This is a genomic window from [Roseibacterium] beibuensis (genome assembly GCF_039542305.1).
Classification (GTDB): domain Bacteria; phylum Pseudomonadota; class Alphaproteobacteria; order Rhodobacterales; family Rhodobacteraceae; genus Roseibacterium; species Roseibacterium beibuensis.
The window spans coordinates 116656-143058 of the sequence record NZ_BAABHW010000004.1; the positions used below are offsets into that span (position 1 = coordinate 116656).

The following is a 26403-nucleotide window of genomic DNA, read 5'->3' on the forward strand; positions in this document are numbered from 1 at the left end:
TCCCATTCGTGGAAATGCGTGTCTCGGAAAAAGGGGGGCCAGGTTACGATGCACGGCAAACCCCTGCGACCGTGGCGACCGAGGGCGCGGGGTGTCCGTGCCCCGTCTTGCCCTCCGTAACCGAGGCGATGCGCCCGTCCTGCAAGGTGACGACCCGATCGCACAGGCGGCGCACCTCTTCGGGGGCGTGGCTGATATAGATCATCGGCACCTGCGTGCGCTCCTGCACGCGGGCGATCAGATCAAGCGTGCGCGCCTTCAGGCCCGGATCCAGCGCCGAGACAGGTTCATCCAGCAGCAGCAAATCCGGCTCGGCCATCAGCGCGCGGGCGATGGCGGCGCGTTGCCGCTCGCCGCCCGACAGGCGGCCGGGGCGCGCATGCAACAGGCCGCGCAGATCGAGCGCGTCAATGACCTCGTGCCAGAACTCGGTGCCGACATTGCGTGCCCCATAGGCAAGGTTGCGCGAGACCGACATATGCGGAAACAGCAGCCCGTCCTGGAACACCACGCCGATGCCGCGCTGCGCCGGGGGCACATGGATGCGCCGCGCACTGTCATAAAGCGCCCGCCCCCTGAGCGAGATGCAGCCGCGTGTGGGCCGCACATGCCCCGCAAGGCACGAAAACAGCGTCGACTTGCCCGAGCCCGACCGCCCGATCAGCCCGCTGATCCCCTGCGCGGGCAGCGACAGGTCGAGGCTCAGTTTGAAATCGCCCTGGGTATGGCGCAGGTGGATGTCGATCATGCGCGGGCCTCCATCGGGGTCATCTTGCGCGCGATCGCCTCGGAGGCCAACAGCGCCGCCCCAGCCAGCGCCAGCGACAACAGGCACAGGCGCATCGCGTCAGCCTCGCCGCCCGGGCTTTGGGTGACGGTGAACAGCGCCAGCGGCAGGGTCTGGGTGCGGCCGGGGATGTTGCCGGCCAGCGTGATCGTCGCGCCGAACTCGCCCACCGCGCGGGCAAAGGCCAGCGTGATACCGGTCAGGATGCCGGGCGCCATAAGCGGCAGGGTGACGGTGACGAAGATCCGCGCCTCGGACGCGCCGAGGCTGCGCGCGGCGCGGGCATAGCGCGGGTCGATCGCCTCGGCCGATTGGCGGATGGCGCGCACCATCAGCGGAAAGCCCACGACCGCGCAGGCGATCACCACCGCCTGTGCGCTGAAGGCGATGCGGATGCCGAACCAGTCGTAGAGCAGCGCACCGACCGGCCCGTTGCGGCCCAGCAGAACCAGCAGCAGATAGCCCAGCACCACGGGCGGCAGCACCAGCGGCAGATGCACCACCGCATTCAGCAGGCCATGGCCAAAAAACCGCCGGCTGCCCAAAAGCCAGCCCAAGCCGATGGCCAGCGGCAGCGACCACAGCACCGCCTGCGCCGAGGCCGTCAGCGACAGGCTGAGCGCCGTCATCTCGGGTTCGCTGAGGCCCAGCATCAAGGCCGCCCCGCGACGGCGAGAAAGCCGTGCGCCGCCAGAACCGCGCCGCCCTCGGGGCTTTGCAGATAGTCCAGCAGGGCCGCCGCGCCCTCTGGGTCATCGCCCTGCATCACCGGGGCGATCAGGTAGCGGATCGGGGGGTGTGCGTCAGAGGGGATGTCCCAAACCACGCTGACACCCGCAACGCCCGCCGCGTCGCTGGCATAGACCAGACCCAAGGCCGCCTCGCCCCGCGCGACGGCGGTGACGGCCGCGACCGTGTTGCGCATCGGCACAAAGGACGGTTCGATTGCAGGCCACAGGCCCAAACTCTCCAGCGCGGCCTGCCCATAGGCGCCCACCGGCGCGCTTTGCGGATCGGCCATGACGAAACTGTCGCCCTCCAGCCGCGCGGCGATGCCCTCGGGGGTCAGCCCCCCCGCGCCCTCTGGGGCGATCAACACTAGGCTGTTGGACATCAGCACCGACACGCTGTCGGCCTCGATGAGGCCCGCCTCGACCAGATGGTTCATCCATCGCGGGTTGGCCGACAGAAACAGATCGGTGGACCCGCCCTGTTCGATCTGGCGCGCCAGAACGCCCGAAGCGGCATAGCTGGTGATCGCCGGCAGGCCGCTTTCGGCCAAGGCCGCGTCCAGCGCCCGCCCGGTCGAGGCGGCAGCCAGCAGCATCGGATCGGCCAGTGCCGCGCCGGGCAGCGTCAAGAACAGCGATACAAGCAGGCGAAACATTGGGGGCTCCTTCAGGGATGTGTGGGTGCGTCTGGATGCTCCCAGACGACTTCGCCGGTGCGGCGGCACACGCTCAGGCAGGTGCCGCAATAGGTGCAGGTGGCAGGCGCGAAGGTGACGCGGTCCTCGACGTCGAACTTGAAACACCCGCCCGGACAGATCCGCGTTAGAACCCGCAGCGCGGCGCTATCAGTCGCACGCGGGCGCAGGAAGACACGCGCGCCCTGCGCCCAAAGCGCCTGCGCGGTCCCCGCGCGCCCCTCTGGCGTGGTGTCATACATCGCCCCGACCCCGCCCTATTTCACCGACAGGGTCAGCTGATCGAGGCCGACAAAGCGCGCCTTGCGCTTGGCCTCTTCATCGCGGAACACCTTGAAGACCTTTTCCTTATGCGGCGTGCTGGTGACGAAATCGCCATGCGCGCGCTTGAGAATCCTGCGGCAGGCCAGAAAGATCTGCTGTTGGTCCTGCCCGTCGAAATCGGCCTCGCGCAGGTAGGTGCCAAAGCGTTTCATAATGTGCAGCCGCGAGACATTCACCACCGCCTGATCGAACGGCAGCAAAAGGTAGGTAAAGATCTCTTCGGCCGAAGACAGGCAGGCGATATGCGCCAGCACGTCGGCTTCGCGGTCTTCCATGGACATTTTGTAGTCTCCTCGCGGGGCAGTGGGACGGATCAGTGCGGCACGTCGGGGTTATTGGGCGACAGGGCGGGCGGGGCCAGCGAGACGGCCGGGGGAGTCTTGGCGATGATCCGGGCGACCATGCGGCGCAGATCCTCGGGCGTGGCCAGACGCTTGGCCTTGACCGCGTGGCGGCGCAGCAGCGGGCGCAGGCATTGCGCCATCTCTTCGGTCGCGGGCAGACCGGCCTCGGCCAGCGCGGCGCGCAGACCGGCGATGCCCGAATGCTTGCCGATGACGATCTGACGTTCGCGCCCAAAGCGGCCCGGCGCGCAGCGCGGGTCTTCGTAGGTGTCGGCCTGTTTCAGGATCGCATCGACATGGATGCCGCATTCATGGGCAAAGGCCATGGCCCCGGTGATCGGCTTGGCGGGCGGCAGGGCACGCCCCGAGGCCTCGGCCACCACCGCAGACAGCGCGGGAAAGGCGCGCAGGTCCAGCCCGGTTTCGATATCATTGGCCGCAAGCGCCGCGCCGACCTCTTCCAGCGCAGCGTTGCCAGCGCGTTCGCCCAGGCCGTTGACCGTGACCGACAGATGCGTGGCCCCGGCATGGGCGGCCATGATCGTGTTGGCCGTGGCCATGCCGAAATCGTTATGGGCGTGCATCTCGATGGGCAGGGGCACACGGGCCGCCAGATCCGACACCAGCCGATAAGTGGCCATCGGATCAAGGATGCCCAGCGTATCGGCGATGCGGAAGCAGATCGCGCCCGCCGCTGCCGCAACCTCGGCCAATTGCACCAGAAAGTCTGGGTCGGTGCGGCTGGCATCCTCGGCCCCGACGGAGACCTCGAGTCCCCGGCTGGCGGCGCAATAGACCAGCGCGGCGGTTTCACGCAGCGCCCAGTCGCGGTCGGCGCGCAGCTTGCCCGCAAGCTGCCGGTCCGAGGTGGGCACGGCGAAATGCACCCGCCGCACCCCGGTTTTCTCCGCCATATCCAGATCGGCCAGCCGCAACCGGCACCACACCACCGGCACGGCACGGGTCAGTTGCGCGGCCAGCGCACGGATCTCGGCGACTTCGTCATAACCCATGGCCGCGACGCCCAGCTCGATCTCGGCCACGCCGACCCGGTCCAGCGCCCGCGCGATGGCGCGTTTTTCACGCGAGGAGAACGCCACGCCTGCGGTCTGCTCTCCGTCGCGCAGGGTGGTGTCGCAGATGGCCATCCGGGTCATGGGCGTCTCCTTTCATTCAGGTATAGTCAGGGTTGAAGGCGACGGGCGCGGCCCCATCGCCCGACCAGAAAGGCGACATCGCGCGCAGGCCCGCGATGATGCCCGGCATGACGTCGAGGACGCGGTCGATCTCCTCGGCCGTGCTCTCATGGCTCAGCGAAAAGCGGATCGCGCCGTGCGCGGCGGTAAAGGGAATGTCCATCGCGCGCAGCACATGCGACGGCTCGAGCGAGCCCGAGGTGCAGGCCGAGCCAGAGGACGCGGCGATGCCCGCCTGGTTGAGCTTGAGCAAGATCGCCTCGCCCTCGATGAACTCGAACGCGACGGTGGCGGTGTTGGGCAACCGATCGCGCGGATCGCCGGTGACGAAGCAATGCCCGACCCGTTGCACAAGGCCCTGTTCCAGACGGTCGCGCAGGGCGGCCATGCGCGCGCCATCCTCGGCCAGCGTCGCCATCGCGATTTCAGCGGCTTTGCCCATGCCGATGATGGCGGGCGCATTCTCGGTGCCGGCACGGCGGCCGCGTTCCTGATGCCCGCCGCGCAACAGCGGGCGAAACCGCGTGCCCTTGCGCAGGTACAGTGCACCGACGCCCTTGGGGCCATGAAACTTGTGACCAGACAACGACAGCATGTCGATATCGGTGGTCTTCACGTCTATGGGCAGCTTGCCCGCCGCTTGCACCGCATCGGTATGAAACAGCGCACCGACGCCATGGGCCAGTTCGGCCAGACCATCGACGGGAAACACGGTGCCCGTCTCGTTATTGGCCCACATCAGGCTGACGACGGCAACGCGTTCGCTGAGCGCGGCGCGGTAGGCATCCAGATCCAGCCGCCCCATCGTGTCGACGGGGATGTGGTGCACAGTGACGCCCTCGTGCTTTTCCAGCCAATCGCAGAGCGACAGGATCGCGGGATGTTCCACGGCCGAGGTGATGATCTCGGACCGGCCCGGCTGCACCTGCAGCGCCGAACGGATGGCGGTGGTGTTCGATTCCGTCCCGCCCGAGGTGAAGATGATCTCGTGATCGAACTCCGCCCCGATCAGCGCCTGCACGCTTTGCCGCGCCGTGCGCAGCGCGCCGCCAACCTCGGCCCCGAAGGCATGGATCGACGAGGCATTGCCGAACTGCTCGGTGAAATAGGGCAGCATGGCCTCGACGACCTGCGGCAAGACGCGGGTTGTGGCGTTGTTATCAAGGTAGATCGGGGCCATCCGGGTGCTCCTCACACCTTGGTCGCGGGCATGACGCGGACGGGGCGGCCCAGCGTCTCGATGATCTTTTCCTGAAGGCCGCCAAGGGTATGGCCGACCAGCTGGCAGGCCGCGCAGGCCCCGGACAGACGCACGAGGACGCGCGCGCCTTCGATATCGACCAGTTCCACGTCGCCGCCATCGGCCTGAAAGCTCGGGCGCATCTCTTCAATGATTTTTGCCACCAGAATGGCCTCTTTCGCGGGGCTGAGGGCAGGCGCGGGCGCGGCCTCGGCCACATCCGGCGCGGGCATGGCGATCTGCACAGGAGTGGGCGGCTTCGGGGCGGGCGGCGTGTCGGGTATGACAAAGCCCTGCGCCTTTTGCGGCGCAGGCGCGACGCCAAAGACATAGGCATCGGCGGCTGCAATCGCGCCCTCGGCGACCATGGCGGCGTTGGTCTCTGCCAACAGTTCTTCCAACGGCTCGCGGCACGAACTGCACCCGGCCCCCGCCTTGGTGTAGAAGCTGACCATTTCCAGCGTCGTCAGCTTGTTGGTGCGGATCGTGCGTTCGATCAGGCCGGCATCGATGCCGAAACACTTGCAGATCAGCGCACCCTCTTCATGGTCATCCTCGGCCAGATCCTCGCCGGTATAGGCGGCGACGGCGGCGCACAGCGCCTCTTGCCCCATGACGGAACAATGCATTTTCTCGGGCGGCAGACCGTCGAGGAAATCGGCGATGTCCTGGTTGGTCAGCCGCCGTGCCTCGGCGATGGTGCGTCCGATGACCAGTTCGGTCAAAGCCGAGGACGAGGCAATCGCCGAGCCGCAGCCAAAGGTCTGAAAGCGCGCGTCCTGGATGATGTCGGTCTCGGGGTCGACCTTGAGCATCAGTTTCAGCGCATCGCCGCAAGACAGGCTGCCGACCTCGCCCACCGCGTTGGCCTCGGCCAGCACACCGGCGTTGCGCGGGTTAAAGAAGTGGTCCTTGACCTTTTCGCTATAGTCCCACATCGCGGCGCCCCCTCAGCAGAACGACTTACCGCAGCTGCACGAGCTGTTGGCATTGGGGTTCTCGAACACGAAACCGGAGCCTTCGAGGCTGGTGATGAAATCGATGGTGGTGCCGGCCAGGTGCATTTGGCTTTCGGGGTCGATCAGCACGGTCACCTCGCCCGCCTCGATCAGAACATCGTCGGACTGGCGTTCCAACTCCAAGGCCATGCCGTATTTGAGACCGGCGCAGCCGCCGTCCTGAACCATCAGGCGCAGCCCGGCCACGGGCCGACCGGCCCCGTCGATGGCCGTTTTGATCGCCGTGCGGGCGGGTTCGGTGATCTCGATCATCTGCGTGTCTCCTGTCGGGTGTGTTGGCATTCAAGCTTGCTGTAGCAAGTTGCGTGCCAAGTCGGATGTGGATTGCAGATCAAAGGTTTGCGCTGGATCACGGGCATTGGCGACGCAACAATGACAGGAACGCGACAGCCACAATGGAGCGCTTAACCGTCGGCGTCTTCGTCTGCGCGGTCGATCTTGTCGCGCAGCCACGCACCGCCGAAACGGTCGGTCGGGTCCAGCGCCGCCGCCTTGGACAGGGCCGCGCGCGCGGTTGCCAGATCTCCGCTGCGCGCCGCGCAATAGCCAAGGCCGATCTGCGTCTGAAGGTAGAGGCCGGGGGCGAAGGCATGGGTGGTGAATGGCGCGTCGTCTGGCGAGACATCGGCCCAATCGGCGGCCACGTTCAGGCGGCGCGCGTAATGCGCCAGCAGCGCCTCGGCCTGGGCACGGGCGGCGGGGTAGTCATGCGCATGAAAATAGAAGCGATAGGCCGCAAGCCGCACCTCGGGCTCATGCGGGGCAACCGCCAACGCGCGGGCGATGGCGGCGGCACTTTCAGCGGGGCGGCTGCGCGCGGCGGCGGCCCCGGCCAGCAGGGTCGGCAGGTCAGGCGTTGCCCCCTCACTCGAGGGGCGCATGACTTTGGCAGCCCGACGGGCAGACCCGCGCGCAGGCCCCGCAGCCGATGCACTCCTCCGCCGCGACCAAGCTCATCACGGATTTGACGATCTCATCCTCGACATCGTCATATTCGTCGGTGCAGGGGCGCACGATGCCGCCATCTTCAATCAGGCCGCACAGCGTCATCACCCCGCGACCACAGACCTTGAAGCAGCGGCCGCAGCCGATGCATTTATCGGGATCGATGGCCATCAGGAACTCGGGCACATAAGCGCCCCCGCCACGGGTATAGGCAAGTTTCGGCATGGCTTAGGCCTCTGCTTTCCTGGCGGCTTTCAGATCCTTGCGCGCGGCGCTGAGATCCTTGAACAGGTCGAATGTGGCGGCGGCGACCTCGGGTATCTTTTCCCAATCGGTCGGAAGTTCTTCTGCAAGATCATGCAGGTTCATCTTGGCCTCCGTCGCGCGCATGGACAGTTTCCGCACCCGCTTTTCCAGGTCTTCAAGACACATCTGGTGGCTCCTTTTCTTGGGGCGGCGCGGTCAGGCACGCGCTGCGTCGGGATAGGCGTCGATGACCGCGACGGCGCTGTCGATCAGTGCGTCACCGGCCTCGGCCAGCTTGGCCCAGCTTTCAAAGCCGAACCGATGCACGTCGCGCAGATGTTTCGACACGACCACCAGCTTGCCCGCGATCAGCACGATCCGGCCAAAGCCCTCGTGGCTCATCTTTTGCATCTGGCTGGCCATGCAGCCCGAACGCTTTTCGATCATCAGGCCGATGGCATCGTAGAACTTGGTGATGCGCCACAAGACATCGGGGTCGGGGTCGCCGATGATGGGGATGTCGCGGCGCTCCTCGCGGGTGACGATGAACTCGGCCATCAACTCGGCGTCGTCCTTGCCATCCCACTGGCCATAGCTGTCCTCGGCCCGGATCACGGCGGCCAACTGGGTTAGGAAATCGCTGTCGATCATCTGGCCGCCGCGCGCCTCGAGAGCATCGGTGGTCATTGCGCCCACTCCCGTTCATCCGTGAAATCGCGCTTCTGATGCGTGCCGAGGATCTTGCGCAAGAAGGGTGGCGGCGTGCCGTTCAACATCTCTTGCACCTGGTCCAGGAGGTCCGAAATCGGCTCGGGTGACTTGCGCTTGATCGGGTGGATGCCGGCCTTGACAACCTTGGCCGCCGACGGCCCGCCGATGGCCAGCGCGAACAGCAGCGCGCAGCCGTCCAGCGCCTCGACCTTGGGGGTGATCTTGTCATCCTGATCGTCGTGCTTGCCCTTTTGCGCCGTCACATCGCCGAACTCATGCGCCGCGACAAAGCGGTTTCCGGTTTTCCAGACCTCGAAGATCGCGAATTTCCGGGCCGAGCCGAAATGCGCATCAAGGTGGACCAGATCGTTGGTGGCAATGGCGACACGCAGGGGCGTCTCACCCGGTGCCGGCCCTGACGTCTCAATGACGCGCAGTGTGCGAGACATGGTCGAATTCCTCCGGGATGGGGGCCGCGCCGAAATCTTCAGGACGCGAGCGGTGATGTTGGGCGAGAACGGTATTGGCGATCTCGTACAAGAAGGCGCGGGTGCCACGGTATCCGACGCGGCAGATGTCCTGCGCGCCGAGCTGATCGAAAATCGGAAAGCCCACGCGCAGCAGTGGCCGGTGCAGGGCGTGGGCGGCGTGGCGGCCATGGCTGTGGGTCAGCAGGATCTGCGCGCCAGCCTCGCCCGCGCTACGCTCGAAATCGCCCAGATCGCCGAGGATCACTTCGGGGATGGGCAGGTGTTCGATCAGCGGCGAATGCTGCGAGGTGGTGACGGAGGTCACGATCTCGGCCCCCATGCTGGTCAGCGCCCCCGACAGGGAAAACAGCAGATCGGGGTCGGCACCGATGGCGACCTTCAGGCCACCGGTGTGGAAATGCGCATCCAGCGCGGCGTCAAGCAGTCGCGCGCGATCCCGCTTGATCGGGGCGGGCGGGTCCTGCTGGCCCGACAGCGACATCAGCGTGCGCACGAAGGCATCGACCGAGGTCAGCCCGGTGACAGAGGGGAAGACGCCGTGCGGCACATAGGTCCGTTCCTCCAGTAGCTGCGCGGCCTTGCGCATCGACTCGCCCACCGCCAGCGTGAAGCCGCTGCGCGACATCGCCGCGATATCCGCAAGCGCGGTGCCACCCAACGAGGTGCCCTGCCAATCCTCCGACACATGCCCATCAAGCGAGGTCGAGATGTCCGGCAAGACAATGGGGGTCAGGCCGAAAGACCGGATCAGGCGTACGAGTTCCTCGATATCGGCGGGGGTCAGGTGCGATCCGCACAACAGGTTCACCTGGCGAAGGATCGGGTCGCGCCAGACCGGATCGACCTCGGGTACCAGCATCTCGATGATCGCCTCGACCGCCTTGGCCCAGCCATCCTGCATCGCGCCGTCGAAATCCGGCGTCGAGGCATAGACGACCTTGGTGTCGGCGAAATCGCTGCGGCGCGACAGGATGTCGGCCAACTCGCCCGGCACGTCTTCGCCCCGCGTTTCGGTCAGCGCGGTCGAGGCGATGCCGATGAAGCGTGGCGCGGATTTGCGGCGCAGGTTCTCGATCGCCTCTTCGATCTGGTCGGACCCGCCAAGGATGGTCGAGACCTCGTTCATCGCCGTGGTCTGCAACGGCACCGCTTCCTTGAAATGGCGCACCAGATGCACCATCGCAAAGGCGGTGCAGCCTTGGCTGCCGTGAAACAGCGGGATGGATTTCTCGATCCCCAGATAGGCCAAGGCAGCCCCCAGCGGCGCCGAGGATTTCAGCGGGTTGGTCGACAGCGCGCGCTTGGGGTGGGTCAATCGGGCCATGTCAGCAATCCTCGAAATCGGTGGCGGAGGACTCGAACCCGCCGAGGTGCACAGGGCAGCCAGGGGGATCGGCGGGCGCGGGCGCGGGCGGCACATAGGCCACGGGCCGCGCGGCCCCGGCGGCGATGCCCGTCGCGGGGCAGGTGCCGGCATGCGGCGGCAGAACCCGCCCCCCGGTCAGGGGCGCGTCCCAGGGGGCGGGGCCGCGCAGTTCGTCCCACATCGGATTGTTGATCGAGCGGTCGATGGCGCGCACCAGATCGACCATGCCCATGTAGCCCGCGTAGGGTTCGTGCTTTTCCTGGTTCACATCGACCCAGGGCACCTTGGCCTTTAGGGCGACGAACTGGCTGCGCCCGCCCGACATCAGCACATCGGCCCCGGCCTCGCGCAGCAGGCGATACATGTCCTTGGGGGCCATGTTCTCGAACATGTGTTTGTCATCGCCCATGACGTCAATAACGCGATCCTTGTCTTCCTCGGTGGCCTTGCGCACCGAGGTGCCGACCACCTCCATCCCCAGCTCCTGAAGCGCGGCGACCACCGACCAGGATTTGTGCCCGCCGGTGTAAAGCAGCACGCGCTTTCCGGCGACGCGGGGGCGGAGCGGTTCCAGTTCCGCGCGAATGGCGGCCTCTTGCTCGGTGATCAGGGCCTCGCAGCGGTCGATCAGGTCAGGCGCCGCGCCCCGATCGACCAGCATGGCGCACATGGTGCGCAGCGCCTGCGATGTGTCGGAGATGCCGTAGAACGACCCCTCGAAATAGGGGATGCCGTAGCGTTCCTCCAGCTTGCGGGCGACGTTGATCAACGCCTTGGAGCAGACCATCATCGTCACGCGGGCGCGGTGCATCATCGCCACCTGCCGATAGCGCGCGTCGGCGGCGAGCGAGCCGAGGATGCGGATGCCGAGGCGGTCAAGCAGCGGCTTGACCTGCCACAACTCGCCGCTGAGATTGTAATCGCCGACGATGTTGATGTCGTAGGGCGTGACCTCTTGCGGTTCCACCGTGCCGATAACGTGATCGAGCATCGCCTCGCCCGCCAGCTTGTTGCCGAGGTTTTTCGACCCGACATAGCCCGGTACGTCGATGGGGATGCAGGGCGTGGCGAAGGTCTGCGTCGCGGCCTTGCAGACGGCGTGGATATCATCACCGATCAGTGCCGGAACGCAGGTGGAGTAGACAAAGACGGCGGGGGGATGGTGTTTCTCGACCACTTCGCGTATCGCGCGATAGAGCTTTTTCTCACCGAACCCCATGACGATATCGAGTTCCGTCATGTCGGTGGTAAAGCCCGTGCGATAAAGCTCCGATCCGCTGGACGCCGCGCCGCGATTGTCCCAGCCATTGCCCTCGCAGGCCAGCGGGGCATGGACCAGATGCGCCACGTCGACGATGGGCTGCAACGCGATCTTGGCCCCGTCAAAGGCACAGCCCCCCGCCGCAGCCCCGGGCACCAGCGGCTTGGCGCAACCCTTTTTGCGCTGCTGGTCGGATTTGCCGGCATTGGTGGCGCAGGCCGGTTCATTGAAGACATCGGTAATCTTGTTCTTCACGGCGTCGTTCATGGCACGGCCCCCTTGGTTCATGGGGAGTGCAGCAAGGAGTGTGCCAAGCCCCGCCGCCCCTGAAAGCAGGGCCTTCGCAAGCGAAGGGCGCGGCGGCTGTGTCACCTTCCCGACAATGGCGGTGTCGCATGCCCCGCCAAAGGCAAACCGGCGGGCCAAGGCCCGCCGGTCGCTATCGTGTCACGCGCTGATCAGCGCGTCAGATCAAAGCTGTAATCCGTGTCGCCGATCGACTTGGTGTCATCGTCGAGCTTGTCAAAGATCGTATCCAGCAGTTTGACCAGCACCGTCAGCGCCCCCTGGTAACCCCAGGTCGGGAAGCGGTGGTGGTGGTGACGGTCGAAGATCGGAAAGGTCAGCCGGATTAGCGGCGTGCCTGTGTCGCGTTCCAGATACTTTCCGTAGGAGCTGCCGATCAGCAGATCCGCCGGTTCGGTATCCAGCAGCGAGCGCATGTGCCACAAATCCTTGCCCGGCCAGACCTGACCCTGCTTGCCAAAGGGCGACGAGGCCAGCAGCTCTTTCATCTGGGCGGCCCATTCCTTGGACCCGTTGGTGGCCAGGCAATGGGTCGGCTCGCCGCCCAGTTCCATGACAAAACGCGCCATGCCATAGACAAAATCGGGGTCACCGAAGATCGCGAAAGTCTTGCCATGCAGGTAGGCTTGGCTGTCGGCCATCGCATCGACCAGGCGGCCCCGTTCTTTCCTGAGGCTGTCGGGGATCGCCTTGCCGGTCAACTCGCTGACCTTCATCAGGAATTCGTCCGTGGCCTGAACGCCCATCGGGTAGTGCAGGCTTGCGACCTCCTGCCCTTTCGAGGCGGCATAGGCCAGGGTCTTGGGCGTACAGTATTCCTGCATCGACAGGGTCGCCTTGGCATTGAGCGCGGCCTTGGCATCGTAAAGCTTGGTGCCACCGTCATACATCCGGAACTCGCCATCCGACGGCGTGTCGTACACGTCGGACACATCGCCGAGCATGGTGTAGTCGACGCCCATCTCGCCCAGCACGCGCGCGATCTCGCGGTTGTTGGCCACGGCGAACCCGTCGAAACCGGGGATGATGTTGATCTTGTCTGTGGCGACGCGCTCCTCCTTCTCCCAGAAATGGGACAAGATGCCTTTTTGCATGTTGTCGTAGCCATCCACGTGGCTGCCGACAAAGGCGGGCGTATGGGCGAAGGGCACGTCGAAATCCGCATCGACCGAGCCCTTCTCCTTGGCTTGCAGGATGAAGGAGTTCAGGTCATCGCCGATCACCTCGGCCATGCAGGTGGTGCTGACCGCGATCATCTTGGGGTCATAAAGCGCCTTGGTGTTCGCCAGACCGTCGACCATGTTGACCAGCCCGCCGAACACGGCCGCATCCTCGGTCATCGAGGACGACACGACCGAGGCCGGTTCCTTGAAGTGACGGCTGAGATGCGAGCGGTAATAGGCCACACAGCCCTGCGAGCCGTGCACAAAGCTCATGGTCCGCTCGTAGCCCGCGCTGGCAAAGACCGCGCCCAGCGGCTGGCAGGCCTTGGCCGGGTTGATCGTCAGGGCCGTGCGGGCGAGGTTCTTTTCCCGGTATTCCCAGGATTTCGTCCAATCGCCGATCGCCTGCACCATCGCGTCGGGATGGCCGCATTCGAATTTGACCTTCTTGTTTTCCAGCATCTCCTTGTATTCGGGCTGCTGAAAGAGGGGTGCGTGATCCAGCACCTTGTCTGCCGATTGAGGCATGGCTTTGATCCTTGCTTTTGGCCGTCCGCGTTCCGGGACGCGCCGGTGTCGAGGAAGTCGTGTCTTGATCGGGGCGGAGGGGGTCAGCCCCCCCGCCGGCCTGTCTCATTCGGCGGCGATGGCCGGTTTGTCCCAGGGGGCGTCAAACATGCCCCAGACGGGGTTGTTGATCGCCAGATCCATGTCGCGGGCAAAGATCGCGAACCCGTCATAGCCGTGATAGGGGCCGGAATAGTCCCAGCTGTGCATCTGGCGGAACGGGATGCCCATCTTTTGCACCGGGTACTTTTCCTTGATGCCCGAGCCGACCAGATCGGGGCGGATTTTTTCGATGAACTTCTCCAGCTCATAGCCGGTGACGTCATCGTAGATCAGCGTGCCTTCCTTCACGTAGTGGCCGGTGCGCTTGTAGTCGTCGCTATGGGCGAACTCGTAGCCGGTGCCGGCGATGACCATGCCCAGATCGTCATAGGCGGTGACGACGTGGCGCGGGCGCAGGCCGCCGACATAGAGCATCACCGACTTGCCCTCGAGGCGGGGCTTGTACTTGGCCAGCACCTCGTCGACGAGCGGCTGATACTTGGCGATCACCTTTTCGGCGTTCTCCTGGATCGTCTCGTCGAATTGCGCCGCGATGGCGCGCAGCGACGCCGCGATCTGGGTCGGACCGAAGAAGTTGTACTCCATCCAGCCGATGCCGTACTTCTCTTCCATGTAACGGCAGATGTAGGTCATCGACCGGTAGCAGTGGATGAGGTTCAGCTTGGCCTTGGGGGCACGCTCGATCTCGGCCAAGGTCGCGTCGCCGGACCAGTTGCCGACAACGTTCAGGCCGATCTCTTCCAGCAGGATGCGGCTGGCCCAGGCGTCACCACCGATGTTGTAGTCGCCGATGACATTCACATCATAGGGGCCGGCCTCGTAATCCTTGGCGGCACCTTCGCCCTTTTCGAACACCCAGTCGCGCACGGCATCGTTTGCGATGTGGTGACCGAGGCTTTGCGACACGCCGCGGAAGCCCTCGCAGCGCACCGGGACCATGGTCTTGCCGTGTTCCTTGTGCTTTTCGCGGGCAACCGCCTCGATGTCGTCGCCGATCAGGCCGATCGGGCATTCCGACTGGATCGTGGTGCCCTTGGACAGCGGGAACAATTCCTCGATCTCGTCGATCGTCTTGGCCAGCTTCTTGTCGCCGCCGAACACGATATCCTTTTCCTGGAAATCGGTGGTGAACTGCATGGTGACGAAACTGTCCACGCCGGTCGTGCCGGTGTAGTAGTTGCGCCGCTGCGACCACGAATACTGACCGCAACCCACGGGGCCGTGGCTGATATGGACCATGTCCTTGACCGGCCCCCAGACCACGCCCTTGGACCCGGCATAGGAACAGCCGCGCACCGTCATCACGCCGGGAACCGACTTGATGTTGGATTTCTGCGTGTCGCATTTCGAGGCGATGCCCGTCGTGGGATCGGGCGCTTCGTCACTGGCGGTGGACACCGTCAGGTGCTTGGCGCGGCGTTTGCGGGCCTTGGCGGGATAAGCGTCGAGGACTTCCTCGATAAGGCTTTCAAAGTCTTCCGGCCCGGCTGCGTGATCTTTGGCCATCCTTTTGGCTCCTTCTCACTGGTTCGAGGGATGGGACGGGCCAGGCCCGAGGGGCGCGGCCCGGGACGGCTCAGACCGCTTCTTCGGTCTTCGCGATGGCCGCGAGGCGTTCTTCCTCGGATTGCATGATGCCGAAATCGAGCAGCATCTGTTCCAACTCTTCCATTGTGATCGGGGTGGGGATCACGCCCTTGCCGGAGTTTTCATGGATCTTGCGGGCCAACTCGCGGTATTCGTCAGCCTGCTTGCTGTCGGGGGCATACTGGATGACCGTTTCGCGGCGCAGTTCGGCATGCTGCACAATGTTGTCGCGCGGCACGAAATGGATCATCTTGCAGCCCAGCTTGGCGGCCAGCGCCTCGGCCAATTCCAGCTCGCGGTCGGTCTGCCGCTCGTTGCAGATCAGCCCGCCCAGACGCACACCGCCCGAGTTGGCATATTTCAGGATGCCCTTGGCGATGTTGTTGGCGGCATAGAGCGCCATCATCTCGCCGGACATGACGATGTAGATTTCCTGCGCCTTGTTCTCGCGGATCGGCATGGCAAAGCCGCCACAGACCACATCGCCCAGCACGTCGTAAGACACGTAATCGACATCCTCGTAGGCGCCGTTTTCCTCGAGAAAGTTGATGGCAGTGATCACGCCGCGACCGGCGCAGCCGACCCCCGGCTCGGGGCCGCCGGCCTCGGTGCACTTGATGCCCTTGTAGCCGACCTTCATCACGTCTTCGAGTTCGAGATCCTCGACCGAGCCCATCTCGGCGGCGAGGTGCAGCACGGTGTCCTGCATCTTGGTGTTGAGGATCAGGCGGGTGGAATCCGCCTTGGGATCGCAGCCGACGATCAGGATTTTCTGGCCCATTTCAACGAGGGCCGCGAGGGTGTTTTGCGAGGTCGTCGACTTGCCGATGCCACCTTTGCCGTAAAAGGCAATCTGACGGAGTGCGCTCATGTCGGGGTCCTTTGCTCATTGCTTCAGTCTGGGTCGAGACGGTGCACGACCGCGCTCACGGACTGTTCAGCAGGGAGCGTGCCAAACTCCGATTTCCTTTATTTGCTATTATTATCAAGGCCCTGATCGGATCCCCCGTTTGGAGCATTTCCGACAAAGCTGTGCAACACGGCGAAAGCGTGTCGAATGTCGCAAACCCGCCGGGCCGCCGCTGCAAAGAAGAAACCCCGCCAGAGGCGATCTGGCGGGGTTTCAAGGGCGCTTGGCCGGTGGGCGATGGCGTCACTCGGCGGCGACGGCCTTGCCAAGGCAATGCAAGATCGCCTCGGGGCTGGTCTCGCCGTAGGGGTCGTCGGGACAGTCATCCATCAGGCCCGGTTCCTGGAACCAAGCCTCGATCACACCGTCATTCACGATCGCCGCATAGCGCCAGGATCGCATGCCAAAGCCAAGGTTGTCCTTGTGCACCAGCATGCCCATCCGCCGCGTGAACACGCCCGAGCCGTCGGGAATGACCTTGACCTTGTCGATCCCCTGCGCCTTGGCCCATTGATTCATGACGAAGGCGTCGTTGACCGACAGGCAATAGATCGCTTCGATGCCCTGCGCGCGGAAGGTGGCGAAGTTTTCTTCGAACCCCGGCAGCTGGTAGGTCGAGCAGGTGGGCGTGAACGCGCCCGGCAGCGAAAACAGGATCACGCGCTTGCCGGCAAAGTAGTCGGCGGTGGTCCTGTCCTGCCAGCGGAAGGGATTGGGGCCTTCGATGCTGTCATCCCGGACGCGGGTCCGGAAGGTCACGTCGGGCAGGCGGGTGTTGGCTTTCATCGGTCTCTCCTGTGGGTCTGTGTCGCCGGATCGCGCGGGGCTCAGGACGAGCCGCCGGGCGTTCCGGAAAAGCGCACGATCACGTCTTCGTCGCGGGCGATGTATTGGCAGGCCAACCGATAGCGCGGCGGGATATCGCTGGTCTCGGCATTCTCGATCTCTTGGGGGGTGATCTTTTGCAGCTCTTTCAGGCGGGCCTTTTCCTTTTCGGTCAGGGCCATGCCCATCTTGGGCTTGTCATCCAGCGTGCTGACCTCGATCAGGCACGACCCGCAATCACCATCGCCGCATTCGAACGGGATCGGGATCTTGTGTTCCTCGGCCAACGCGAGGATCGTCTTGGTGTTCCCGGCGACGGCGTAGACCGTTTTCGCCTTTTGCATGATCGGGGATTGGAAGGTGATGTTTGCCATGATGTGAGATCCCTTTCGGACCAGTTCGTGAAATCGGGATGCGGGGCGCGTGGGGCCCGCATGACGGTCGAAGCAAGGGCCATGCCAAGGATGCGGTCGGGACAGGCGCAGGGCTTAGGGCGCCGCGCAATCCAGCGGACGCGGGTCGGGCAGCGCCACGACCCGAACCGGGCGCGTATCGCCCAGCCGGTCCAGCCGTGCCGCCATGGCGGGCGACAGCATGATCTCGCCGTCATCCGCGATCATCATGACCGAGACGACGCCCATGTCGCGCGCGACCCTTGGCCAGTCGTCCCGACCTGCCACGCTGAGCGCCGTGGCCGCCGCATCCGCCCGCGCACCATTGGTATCCAGCACCGAGACCGACACGATATCGGACACCGGCGCGCCGCTTCGCGGGTCGAGGATATGGGCAAAGCGCTGGCCGTCATGGTCGAAATAGCGCTCGTAGTTGCCCGAAGTAAAAAGCACCTCGCCCGGTTGCAGCGACACGGCGGCCACAGCACCCCAGGCAAAGGGATCGCGGATCGCCACGCGCCAAGGCCGCGCGCCGTGGGCACCCATCACGTTCACGTCGCCGCCCGCGTTCAGCACCGCGTTCTGGATACCCTGCGCCGCCAGCGCCGCCGCTGCCATGTCCAGCGCCGCCCCCTTGGCAAAGCCGCCAAGGTCAAGCTGCACCGCCGGGTTGCACGACGTGATGCGGGTGCCGTCGATGTCCAGATCACTCATGCGCGGAGCGCGGTCGCGCAGGGCCGCGATGTCCGCAGGCGTGGGCGGCGCGCCGTGGGGCGGGGTGTCGGCATGAAACCCCCACAAGGCGATCAGCCCACCGATCGCAGGCTCGAACAGGCCGCCACTGGCGCAGGACAACGCCCGCCCTTGGCGCAGCACCTCGGCCAGCGCCGGGTCGACGTCAAAGGTGCGGCCCTCTGCAATGGCCGTGTTCAGATCGCCCAGCATGCCGGGCCGCCACGCGTGCCAATCGTCATGCATCTGCTGCAACATGCGCCCGACCTCGGCCGTGGCCGCCTGCGCCACGGCAGGGTCTTCGCCCCGGATCTCGATCTCGACGAGGGTGCCGAAAACATAAAGCGTCTCGCGCCACGGCGGCTGGTCTCGGGGCAGACGCAGCGCACCGGTGACCAGCACGGCCAGCACCAAAAGCCCGCCCATCGCCAGACGCCGTGCCACGGCCCGGGTCATGCCCCCTGCCCCGTGGCCTTGGGCAAGATGTCGACGATGGACAGATCCGCCAGAACCCGACCGCGCCGTTCGACCCGGCGCACCGGCCATAAGGACAGCGCGAAAACCGGCAGAGAAAGCCCCGCCACCGCCAGATCCGGCAGGCCCAGCGCCGTGAACAGCCCGACCGCCAGAACCAGCACAAGAGGCGGCACCAGATAGGCCGCACTGACCGCGCCCAGAAAGCCCCCAGCGGGGATCGCGACGACGACTTCGTCACCGGGCTGCACGCGGGCCCCCGACGGCAACGCAAGGCGCAACGGCGCGCTTGCCGCCAACTCGGCCAGCGCCCCGGTCGCGCAACCGGCCCGCGCCGCGCAGGCCGCACAGCCCGAGGCGCGGTCGATCTCGACCTCGATCACGCCACCCTCGACCGAGGCGACGCGCAAGGTCCGGCGCAAGACGCGCCGGTCCTCGAGGTCTTGGGTGGCGCTCATTCGTCGACCGCGATGATGCAGCCGTCCTCCATGCAGACCGACAGGCATTGCGGCAGGTCATGGTCGGGCTCGCATTCGGTGCAGGTGCCGGCGTTGATGAAGAAAACGCCTTTCTTCGGCACGATCGCGCCGGTCGGACAGATCGGTTCGCAATCCCCGCAAGAGGTGCAGAGATCGGCTACGATTTGCATGGCCATGGGAAAGATCCTTTTCGGTTGGTTTGCTTTGGGGGCGAGGGGTCAGCGGCTCAGCCCGGCCGCACCTTCACCGCGCCGCCCAACACTTGGCATTGGCAGGCGAGGCGATCATGGCGACCGGCGAGGTTTTCCTTGAGCACGCGCGTTTCCAGCGCCGAGGCCTCCGACAGGAACTCGGCCCCCTCGATTACATGGGTCATGCAGGTGCCGCATTCGCCTTCGCGGCAGCCATAGGTGATGCCGGACCCGATCTTTTCCGAGATCTCGATGATCCGTGTGCCAGAGGGCACGTTCACCGTCAGGGCGACATCGGTGAAGGTCAGTTTCGCGGTGGTCATCGCGGGCTCCTTTTCGGTGTGTTGGGTCATCGCGCCAGCAACGCGCTCATGTCGATTTCGCGCGCGATGGGGCGGTCCATCAGATGCGCCGCCAGCCGGCGGCCGAACTCACGGCAGGTCTCAAGTTCGTCCGCGGTGGGGTGCAACTTGAGGCGCAGCCCCTCTTCCGGGGTGCGCATCTTGAGGCCTTGCATCCGCGCCTCGACCATGCGCACGGCTTCGCCCGACCAGCCGTAAGACCCGAACGCCGCACCCAGCTTGCCCTTGGTCTCGATCTCGGACAGGCCCGACAGCAGATCCCAGATCGGGCGCACCGCGTCGCCGTTGATCGTGGGCGTGCCAAAGGCCAGCCCGTGGGCCCCTTCGATCAGATCGAGGAAGGACCGGCCCGCATCGTCATGCAGATCAAAGAGCGAGACGCGTAAACCGGGGGACTCGCTGGCCCCGGCATGGACGGCATGGGCCATCTCGGCGGTGGCGCCATAGGCGCTGACGTAAAAGATCAGCAGCGTCTTTTCGGCCCCATCCGCAGCCGGACGCGCGGCGACAAGATCGCGATAGCGGCGGATGTAGTCGCGCGGATCCGTGCGCAGGATCGGGCCATGCGCCGGGGCGATAAGGTCGAGCGCAAGCGGCTCGATCAGGTCGAGCGCCTCGGCGACATGGCGCCGGAAGGGGCGCATGATGTGGTCGAAGTAATAGTCGAAGGCGGCCCGGCAATCGCCGACCTCATCGTTGAACAGCCGCGCATCGCAATGGTGACAGCCCAGCAGGTCACAGGTGAACAGAAGATTCTGGTCCTCGACGTAGGTGCATTGGGTATCGGGCCAATGCACATAGGGCGTGGTCAGGAAGTGCAACGTGCGGTCGCCCAATGACACCGTGTCGCCCGTCGACACGTCGCGGATGCGGTAGCGGTCGAACTCATCCTTGAGGAGCGCACGCACCAGTTGCAGGCCGCGCGGCGAGACGCAGATCTCGACATGCGGCGCGCGGCGCAGCAATTCGGGCACGGCGCCGGTGTGGTCCGGCTCCAGATGGTTCAGGACCAGCGTGGTGATCTCGCCATAGCGCGCGACCTGTTCGAGGTTGGACAGAAAGGCCTCGGTGAACCCGGCCTTCACGGTGTCGATCACGGCAACGCCGTCGCTGCCGCGCACGGCATAAGCGTTGTAGGTCGTGCCGGTGGCCGCGCTCAGGGTCACGTCGAAGCTGCGCAAACCGGGGTCGAGCGCGCCGATCCATGTCACCCCGTCCGCAACGGGCACCGGGCCAAGCGGTGCCAAGCCGGATTGAACGGGCAATGTGGCGGGGGGCTGCACGGCGCGGAACTCCTGTCGCGGGGGCGTCAGGACGTGTGAAGCAAGAACCGTGCCAGCCTGCGCGCACCGTGTCGGCCGGGGCGGGCGACGGCACCGTCGGACAGGGGGGCCGACAAAATGTCAGGTTCCCCACATCCCACGTCGGAGATGGTCGCACATCAGCCGCCCTCCCCCCTGCCTGCGCAGCCCGGACCCGCTTGGCACGTGATTTGCTGCGTCCTTTGCGACGCCCCCAGCCCCGCACCGGGGGACCGCCTGTCATAAACGAAAGGCGCAAGATGCATGAATTCCTGATGATCCTTCTGGGCACCGCGCTGGTGAACAACGTGGTGCTGGTCAAATTCCTCGGGCTATGCCCGTTCATGGGCGTCTCGCGCAAGGTCGAAGCCGCCATTGGCATGGGCTTTGCCACCACCTTTGTTCTGACTTTGGCCGCCGCCGCCGGCTGGCTGGTCGAGACGCTGATCCTCGTGCCGCTGGACCTGGGCTATCTACGCATCCTCAGCTTCATCCTGGTGATCGCGGCCATCGTGCAGTTCACCGAAACCGTCATGCGCAAAGTGTCGCCGGGGCTGTTCCGCGCGCTCGGCATCTACCTGCCGCTGATCACCACGAACTGCGCCGTTTTGGGGGTTGCGCTGTTGAACATCCAACAGGGGCAAGGGTTTGCGCAAAGCCTGCTCTACGGCTTCGGCTCGGCACTGGGGTTCACTCTGGTGCTCGTGATCTTTGCGGGCATGCGGGAAAAACTGGCCGAGCTTGACGTGCCTGCGCCCTTTGCCGGGGCACCCATCGCCTTCATCTCGGCGGGGCTGCTGTCGATGGCCTTCATGGGGTTCGCCGGGTTGGTCCCGAACTGACGCGAAAGGAGCACGGACATGCTGACTGCCGCCGCATCCATGTCGGCCATGGGATTTGGCCTTGGGCTGGTGCTTGGGGTGGCCGCGCGCCGGTTCCATGTCGAATCCCCGCCTATCGTGGACGAGATCGAACAATTGATGCCCGGCACCAATTGCGGCCAATGCGGGTTGCCCGGTTGCCGCAGCGCCGCCGAGGCACTGGCCGTGGGCGAGGTGCCGGTGACGCTCTGCCCGCCGGGCGGCCGCGACCTGGCGGTGCAACTGGCCGAGATCACCGGCGTCGACCTTTCCCCCGCCGGATCGGGCGGGCTGGTCGAGGTCGAACCGATGGTGGCCTTCATCTTCGAGGATCATTGCACCGGCTGCACCAGATGCTTCAAGCGTTGCCCGACCGACGCGATCATCGGCGCGTCCAAGCAGATCCACACGGTGGTGACGGACGCCTGCATCGGCTGCAACGCCTGCATCGAGGTCTGCCCGACCGAGGCGATCATCCACCGCAGCAAGCCGCGCACCTTGCGCAACTGGTATTGGGACAACCCCGCTACCGCGGCGGATCGGCCCGGCATGGGGGGGGCGGCATGAGTTTCTCGCTCGCATCCCTGTTGCACCCGACGCAGATCTTTGCCTTGCGCGGCGGGGTGCACCCGGAAACCCGCAAATTCCTCAGCGCCGATTGCGCAATCGAGACGATGCCAATGCCGCCGCTGATCCGGGTGCCTCTGCAACAGCATATCGGGGTCGAGGCCGAGCCGATCGTGCAGCGCGACGATCATGTCCTGAAGGGGCAGTTGGTCGGCAAGGCACGCGGGCAGGTTTCGGCCAACATCCACGCGCCGACCTCGGGGCGGGTGATCGCCGTGGGCCATTTCACCGCGCCGCATCCCTCGGGGCTGCCGGTACCCACGATCACCCTCCGCCCCGACGGCAAGGATGAATGGGGCGAGCGCCTGCCCCGCCTGCGCCCAGAGAACGCCAGCCCCGAGGAGATCGCGCAGCAAGTCGCGGCCGCCGGGATCGTCGGCATGGGCGGCGCGACCTTTCCCGCGGCAGTCAAACTAGGCCTGCGCGACAAGTACCCGCTGCACACGCTGATCATCAACGCCGCCGAATGCGAGCCCTACCTGACCTGCGACGACCGCCTGCTGCGCGAACGCGCCGACGAGGTTGCCGACGGCGCCGCGATCATGGCCAAGGCCCTCGGCGTCGAACACATCCTCTTCGCCATCGAGGGCAACAAGCCCGAGGCGCTGGCCGCCCTGCAACGCCACACCCACGTCATGGACCGGATCCTGCAGATCAAGGTGGTGCCGGCGCAATACCCGATGGGCTCGGAAAAGCATCTGGTCAAAGCGGTGACCGGGCAGGAAACACCGGCCCGCGCCCTGACCGCCGAATTGGGCATCGTCGTGCACAACGCTGCCACCGCCCATGCCGTGCATCTGGCCGTGCGTTATGGCGAGCCGCTGATCAGCCGCGTCGTCACCGTCTCGGGGCGGGCGGTGAGGCGGCCTGCCAATCTCCGGGTGCTGATCGGTACGCCGGTGGCCGACATCCTCGCCCATTGCGGCGGGCTCGACGGCACGCCCGACCGCCTGCTGCTGGGCGGGCCGATGATGGGCCAGCCGATCCGGAACCTGCGGGTGCCCGTGGTCAAGGGCACCAATGGCATCCTTGCCCTGACCCGGTCCGAGACGCGCCAGAAAGATCCAATGCCCTGCATCCGCTGCGGATCCTGTGTGCAGGTCTGCCCGATGGGTCTGACACCGTTCGAGATGAACCAGAAGATCCAGGCCGGCGATCTGGAGGGCGCGGCGGCGGTCGGGCTGCTCGATTGCATCTCATGCGGGTGTTGTTCCTACAATTGTCCTTCGACAATCCCGCTGGTGCAGACCTTTGGGTTCGCCAAGGGCAAGCTGGCCGAAAAGGAAAGTCGCAAGCACCAGCAGCAACAGACCAAACGCCTGGCCGAGGCCCGCAAGGCCCGAGAAGCGGCAATCGCCGCCGCCAAGCGCGCCGCCATGGCCAAGCGCAAGGCCGAAATGGCGGCCAAGAAGGCCCGTGAACCTGCCGCCAAGGCCGAGGCCGAGGCGACAGATACCGCCCGAACATCCACGCCTGCGACCAACGAGGCCGTGAAATGAGCATCCTTGTCAGCGGCCCGCACACCCATTCGATGTTCAACGTGCCGCGCACGATGGTCGCGGTCATGGCCTGCCTGTCGCCGGCCACAGCCTTCGGCCTCGTGCAATTCGGCTGGCCGGCGGTGTTTCTGTTCGCGGTCACCATCGTCTCGGCGCTGGCATTCGAGGTTCTGTGCCTTGCGCTGGCGGGTCGCCCCATCCTGCGTTTTGCCACCGACGGCTCGGCGCTGCTGTCGGGTTGGATCGTGGCCCTGACCCTGCCGCCCTGGGCGCCGTGGTGGGTGGGCGTCCTTGGCGCGGGCATCGCGATTACCTTGGGCAAACATGTCTTCGGCGGGTTGGGGCAGAATCTCTTCAACCCCGCGATGGTGGCGCGCGCCATGCTGCTGGTGGCGCTGCCGGTGCAGATGACACTCTGGGTCGCCCCGATGGGCGCGGCCGGGCCGGACATCGCGCAGGCGTTGGCGATCACCTTTGGCGGCACGGCGCCCTTCGACGCGGTCAGCAGCGCCTCGACCCTTGGCCATCTGCAAAGCGCGCTGGATGCGGGCCAGCCGATGGACGTGATCCTGCAAGAGCTGGGCGATGTGAACGCGCATGCCATGGGCCACATCCCCGGCAGCCTTGGCGAAACCAGCGCGGTGCTGCTGTTGGGCGGCGGTCTGCTGCTGATCCTGTTGCGGATCATCACAGTGGTCACGCCGCTCGCGGTCCTCGGGTCGCTTTTTGCCCTGTCGGGCGCGGCATGGCTGATCGATCCTGCACAGTTTCCGCCGCCGATGCTGCACCTGACCTCGGGCTCGGCGATGTTCTGCGCCTTCTTCATCGCGACCGATTACGTCACCTCGCCGGTCACGGCGATGGGCAAGGCAATCTACGGCATCGGGATCGGCGCGCTGATCTTCGTGATCCGCAGTTGGGGTGCCTTTCCCGAAGGCGTGGCCTTTGCGGTGCTGTTGATGAATGCCTGCACGCCGCTGATCGACGCCTATATTCGCCCGCGCGTCTTTGGCCGCACCCGTGCGGGCAAACCGCTGCCGCTGGGGGGCAAGCCATGAGCGACACGCCCCCGCCTCGCCTTGCCGCATTCCGCCAATCGCCGCTGGCGCATGGCCTGCTGCTGGCGGCATTCTCGCTGGCCAGCGCGGTGATCCTGTCGACCTCGGACGCGGTGACGCGCGGCCCCATCGCCGCGCGCGCCGCCGAGGATCTGCTGGCCTCGCTGGCGCAGGTGATCCCGCCGCAGATCCATGACAATGACCCCGCCACCCAGCTCCGCACCCTGTCCGACGCGGTCGAGGGGGAGGTGCCCGTCTACCTCGCGACCGAGGGGCGCACGATCACGGGCGTGGCGTTTGAATTGACCGGCACCGGCTATTCCGGCGCAATCCGGGTGCTGATCGGCATCGCGCCCGACGGCACGCTGATGGGGGTGCGGGTGCTGTCGCATAGCGAAACGCCGGGGCTCGGCGACCGCATCGAGGCGCGCAAGAGCGACTGGATCGACAGCTTTACCGGCCGTTCACTGACCGACCCGACCGAGCAGGGCTGGCGCGTGCGCCGCGATGGCGGCGTGTTCGACCAGTTCTCGGGCGCGACCATCACGCCGCGCGCCGTTGTCGACACCGTGCATCGCGGGTTGATGCTGTTTCAGCGCAACCGCGCGGCCCTGCTTGCCCCCCTATCCGAGGAGACGGAATGATGCAGACCGAGTATGGGAAGATCGCCCGCAACGGGCTGTGGGATCAGAACGTCGTTTTTGCACAATTGCTGGCGCTGTGCCCGCTGTTGGCGGTGACCGGCACGGCAACGAACGGGTTGGGCATGGGGCTGGCCACGACGGCCGTGATGGTCGCTTCGGGGCTGGCGGTGTCGGTCTTGCGCGGCGTAATCACGCCGGAAATCCGCATTCCGGCCTTCGTGCTCATCATCGCCTGCATCGTCACGGTGGTGGACATGGTCCTGAACGCCTGGGCGCATGATCTGCATGGCGTGCTGGGCCTGTTCATCCCGCTGATCGTCACCAATTGCGCCATCCTCGGCCGGGCCGAGGCGTTTGCCTCGCGGCAGGCACCGCTGACGTCCGCCTTTGACGGGCTGATGATGGGGGTGGGGTTCACCCTTGCACTGGTCGCCCTTGGCGCGCTGCGCGAGCTGTTCGGCTCGGGCACAGTGTTCGCCAATGCTTCGGTCCTGCTGGGGCCGGGCTTCGGCTTTCTCGAAATAACGGTGTTTCCCGATTACCACGGGTTTCTGCTGCTGATCCTGCCGCCGGGCGGGTTCATCGTGATGGGCCTTTTGCTGGCGCTGAAATCGGTGCTCGACCGCCGCCGCACGGATGTTGCCGCGCCCCAGGCCGGCACCGAAAAGGTGTTCACCGCCGCCGGCGTGCTGACCCCGCGCCCCGAGGCCGGAGACGCACCATGAATGTCGGCATCGCCTATGGCAAGGCCACCGTGCAGGTCTGGCGCAACCTCGAAGTGCCCGAGGGCGCGACCGTGCGCGACGTGATCGAGCGCTCAGGCCTGCTCGACCAATTCCCCGAGATCGACCTTGCCAGCAACAAGGTCGGCATCTTCGGGTCCATCGCCAAGCTCGACAAGCCGGTGAAAGAGGGCGACCGCGTCGAGGTCTATCGCCCGATCCACCCCGAAGCCGAGCTGTTGGAAAAGAAATCCTGACGCCTGTCCCCTCCCCCAAGACGGAGTC

The 26403-nt window shown here is 65.7% G+C and carries 33 protein-coding genes; 7 read left to right on the top strand and 26 right to left on the bottom strand.

The window, feature by feature from the left end:
* Positions 1 to 43: 43 nt before the first annotated feature.
* From ABD923_RS13685 to ABD923_RS13810, 26 genes are all read right to left on the bottom strand, one after another.
* The gene (locus ABD923_RS13685) at positions 44 to 748 is read right to left on the bottom strand and encodes an ATP-binding cassette domain-containing protein (RefSeq protein ID WP_259549725.1); all 705 of its coding nucleotides are present in this window, start codon (positions 746 to 748) and stop codon (positions 44 to 46) included.
* On the bottom strand, positions 745 to 1440 hold the full coding sequence (gene modB, locus ABD923_RS13690) for a molybdate ABC transporter permease subunit (RefSeq protein WP_259549724.1): 696 nt from the start codon (positions 1438 to 1440) through the stop codon (positions 745 to 747). Before modB ends, ABD923_RS13685 begins: the two co-directional genes overlap by 4 nt.
* A complete protein-coding gene (gene modA, locus ABD923_RS13695) occupies positions 1440 to 2174 on the bottom strand; it encodes a molybdate ABC transporter substrate-binding protein (protein WP_259549723.1) in 735 nt (244 codons plus the stop codon). Before modA ends, modB begins: the two co-directional genes overlap by 1 nt.
* An 11-nt stretch (positions 2175 to 2185) precedes the next feature.
* On the bottom strand, positions 2186 to 2455 hold the full coding sequence (locus ABD923_RS13700) for a hypothetical protein (protein ID WP_259549722.1): 270 nt from the start codon (positions 2453 to 2455) through the stop codon (positions 2186 to 2188).
* 15 nt (positions 2456 to 2470) lie between these two features.
* Positions 2471 to 2818, bottom strand: coding sequence for a nitrogenase stabilizing/protective protein NifW (gene nifW, locus ABD923_RS13705; protein WP_259549721.1), 348 nt, complete (start codon positions 2816 to 2818; stop codon positions 2471 to 2473).
* Positions 2819 to 2850: 32 nt separating this feature from the next.
* Positions 2851 to 4038 (bottom strand): homocitrate synthase, encoded by a 1188-nt coding sequence (nifV, locus tag ABD923_RS13710; protein ID WP_259549720.1) that lies wholly within the window; start codon positions 4036 to 4038, stop codon positions 2851 to 2853.
* A gap of 16 nt (positions 4039 to 4054) precedes the next feature.
* A complete protein-coding gene (nifS, locus tag ABD923_RS13715; protein ID WP_259549719.1) occupies positions 4055 to 5257 on the bottom strand; it encodes a cysteine desulfurase NifS in 1203 nt (400 codons plus the stop codon).
* 11 nt (positions 5258 to 5268) lie between these two features.
* The gene (gene nifU, locus ABD923_RS13720; protein ID WP_259549718.1) at positions 5269 to 6255 is read right to left on the bottom strand and encodes a Fe-S cluster assembly protein NifU; all 987 of its coding nucleotides are present in this window, start codon (positions 6253 to 6255) and stop codon (positions 5269 to 5271) included.
* A gap of 12 nt (positions 6256 to 6267) precedes the next feature.
* On the bottom strand, positions 6268 to 6588 hold the full coding sequence (locus ABD923_RS13725) for an iron-sulfur cluster assembly accessory protein (RefSeq protein WP_259549717.1): 321 nt from the start codon (positions 6586 to 6588) through the stop codon (positions 6268 to 6270).
* A gap of 152 nt (positions 6589 to 6740) precedes the next feature.
* Complete coding sequence (locus tag ABD923_RS13730; protein WP_259549716.1) at positions 6741 to 7217, bottom strand: hypothetical protein; 477 nt, start codon at positions 7215 to 7217, stop codon at positions 6741 to 6743.
* Positions 7201 to 7506, bottom strand: coding sequence for a ferredoxin III, nif-specific (gene fdxB / locus ABD923_RS13735; protein WP_259549715.1), 306 nt, complete (start codon positions 7504 to 7506; stop codon positions 7201 to 7203). The genes ABD923_RS13730 and fdxB overlap by 17 nt, the downstream gene beginning before the upstream one ends.
* 3 nt (positions 7507 to 7509) lie before the next feature.
* Positions 7510 to 7713, bottom strand: coding sequence for a CCE_0567 family metalloprotein (locus ABD923_RS13740; RefSeq protein ID WP_259549714.1), 204 nt, complete (start codon positions 7711 to 7713; stop codon positions 7510 to 7512).
* A 30-nt stretch (positions 7714 to 7743) separates the two neighbouring features.
* Entirely contained in the window at positions 7744 to 8214 is a 471-nt protein-coding gene (locus ABD923_RS13745) for a NifX-associated nitrogen fixation protein (protein ID WP_259549713.1), read from the bottom strand.
* Positions 8211 to 8687, bottom strand: coding sequence for a nitrogen fixation protein NifX (gene nifX, locus ABD923_RS13750; protein WP_259549712.1), 477 nt, complete (start codon positions 8685 to 8687; stop codon positions 8211 to 8213). Before nifX ends, ABD923_RS13745 begins: the two co-directional genes overlap by 4 nt.
* On the bottom strand, positions 8662 to 10053 hold the full coding sequence (gene nifN / locus ABD923_RS13755; protein ID WP_259549711.1) for a nitrogenase iron-molybdenum cofactor biosynthesis protein NifN: 1392 nt from the start codon (positions 10051 to 10053) through the stop codon (positions 8662 to 8664). The genes nifX and nifN overlap by 26 nt, the downstream gene beginning before the upstream one ends.
* Position 10054: 1 nt before the next feature.
* Entirely contained in the window at positions 10055 to 11623 is a 1569-nt protein-coding gene (gene nifE, locus ABD923_RS13760) for a nitrogenase iron-molybdenum cofactor biosynthesis protein NifE (protein WP_259549710.1), read from the bottom strand.
* Between the two features lie 191 nt (positions 11624 to 11814).
* Positions 11815 to 13353 (bottom strand): nitrogenase molybdenum-iron protein subunit beta, encoded by a 1539-nt coding sequence (nifK, locus tag ABD923_RS13765; RefSeq protein ID WP_259549709.1) that lies wholly within the window; start codon positions 13351 to 13353, stop codon positions 11815 to 11817.
* A 105-nt stretch (positions 13354 to 13458) separates the two neighbouring features.
* Positions 13459 to 14961 carry a nitrogenase molybdenum-iron protein alpha chain gene (gene nifD, locus ABD923_RS13770; RefSeq protein ID WP_259549708.1) on the bottom strand — a complete coding sequence of 501 codons (1503 nt, stop codon included), beginning with the start codon at positions 14959 to 14961 and terminating at the stop codon, positions 13459 to 13461.
* Between the two features lie 70 nt (positions 14962 to 15031).
* Positions 15032 to 15913: a nitrogenase iron protein gene (nifH, locus tag ABD923_RS13775; protein ID WP_259549707.1), complete on the bottom strand. Its 882-nt coding sequence runs from the start codon at positions 15911 to 15913 to the stop codon at positions 15032 to 15034.
* Between the two features lie 282 nt (positions 15914 to 16195).
* Complete coding sequence (locus ABD923_RS13780; RefSeq protein ID WP_259549706.1) at positions 16196 to 16738, bottom strand: peroxiredoxin; 543 nt, start codon at positions 16736 to 16738, stop codon at positions 16196 to 16198.
* 41 nt (positions 16739 to 16779) lie between these two features.
* Complete coding sequence (locus ABD923_RS13785; RefSeq protein WP_259549705.1) at positions 16780 to 17151, bottom strand: 2Fe-2S iron-sulfur cluster-binding protein; 372 nt, start codon at positions 17149 to 17151, stop codon at positions 16780 to 16782.
* Positions 17152 to 17265: 114 nt separating this feature from the next.
* On the bottom strand, positions 17266 to 18357 hold the full coding sequence (locus ABD923_RS13790) for an FAD:protein FMN transferase (protein ID WP_259549702.1): 1092 nt from the start codon (positions 18355 to 18357) through the stop codon (positions 17266 to 17268).
* Positions 18354 to 18833 carry a SoxR reducing system RseC family protein gene (locus ABD923_RS13795; protein ID WP_259549700.1) on the bottom strand — a complete coding sequence of 160 codons (480 nt, stop codon included), beginning with the start codon at positions 18831 to 18833 and terminating at the stop codon, positions 18354 to 18356. Before ABD923_RS13795 ends, ABD923_RS13790 begins: the two co-directional genes overlap by 4 nt.
* Positions 18830 to 19030 carry a 4Fe-4S binding protein gene (locus ABD923_RS13800; RefSeq protein ID WP_259549699.1) on the bottom strand — a complete coding sequence of 67 codons (201 nt, stop codon included), beginning with the start codon at positions 19028 to 19030 and terminating at the stop codon, positions 18830 to 18832. The genes ABD923_RS13795 and ABD923_RS13800 overlap by 4 nt, the downstream gene beginning before the upstream one ends.
* 50 nt (positions 19031 to 19080) lie before the next feature.
* A complete protein-coding gene (locus ABD923_RS13805; RefSeq protein WP_259549698.1) occupies positions 19081 to 19368 on the bottom strand; it encodes a 2Fe-2S iron-sulfur cluster-binding protein in 288 nt (95 codons plus the stop codon).
* Between the two features lie 26 nt (positions 19369 to 19394).
* Positions 19395 to 20690, bottom strand: coding sequence for an FprA family A-type flavoprotein (locus ABD923_RS13810; RefSeq protein WP_259549697.1), 1296 nt, complete (start codon positions 20688 to 20690; stop codon positions 19395 to 19397).
* Positions 20691 to 20968: 278 nt separating this feature from the next.
* Between ABD923_RS13810 and rsxA the strand changes: the two genes are divergently transcribed.
* Genes rsxA through ABD923_RS13845 form a run of 7 tightly spaced genes read left to right on the top strand, consistent with a single transcriptional unit; the run spans position 20969 to position 26375 of the window.
* Positions 20969 to 21550, top strand: a complete 582-nt coding sequence (gene rsxA / locus ABD923_RS13815) for an electron transport complex subunit RsxA (protein WP_259549696.1) — start codon at positions 20969 to 20971, stop codon at positions 21548 to 21550.
* A gap of 18 nt (positions 21551 to 21568) precedes the next feature.
* Positions 21569 to 22135, top strand: a complete 567-nt coding sequence (locus ABD923_RS13820) for an RnfABCDGE type electron transport complex subunit B (protein ID WP_259549695.1) — start codon at positions 21569 to 21571, stop codon at positions 22133 to 22135.
* Complete coding sequence (gene rsxC / locus ABD923_RS13825) at positions 22132 to 23694, top strand: electron transport complex subunit RsxC (protein WP_259549694.1); 1563 nt, start codon at positions 22132 to 22134, stop codon at positions 23692 to 23694. Before ABD923_RS13820 ends, rsxC begins: the two co-directional genes overlap by 4 nt.
* Positions 23691 to 24752 carry an RnfABCDGE type electron transport complex subunit D gene (locus ABD923_RS13830; protein WP_259549693.1) on the top strand — a complete coding sequence of 354 codons (1062 nt, stop codon included), beginning with the start codon at positions 23691 to 23693 and terminating at the stop codon, positions 24750 to 24752. Before rsxC ends, ABD923_RS13830 begins: the two co-directional genes overlap by 4 nt.
* A complete protein-coding gene (gene rsxG / locus ABD923_RS13835) occupies positions 24749 to 25396 on the top strand; it encodes an electron transport complex subunit RsxG (RefSeq protein ID WP_259549692.1) in 648 nt (215 codons plus the stop codon). Before ABD923_RS13830 ends, rsxG begins: the two co-directional genes overlap by 4 nt.
* A complete protein-coding gene (locus ABD923_RS13840; protein ID WP_259549691.1) occupies positions 25393 to 26121 on the top strand; it encodes an electron transport complex subunit E in 729 nt (242 codons plus the stop codon). The genes rsxG and ABD923_RS13840 overlap by 4 nt, the downstream gene beginning before the upstream one ends.
* A complete protein-coding gene (locus tag ABD923_RS13845; RefSeq protein ID WP_259549690.1) occupies positions 26118 to 26375 on the top strand; it encodes an RnfH family protein in 258 nt (85 codons plus the stop codon). Before ABD923_RS13840 ends, ABD923_RS13845 begins: the two co-directional genes overlap by 4 nt.
* The last annotated feature ends 28 nt before the right edge of the window (positions 26376 to 26403 follow it).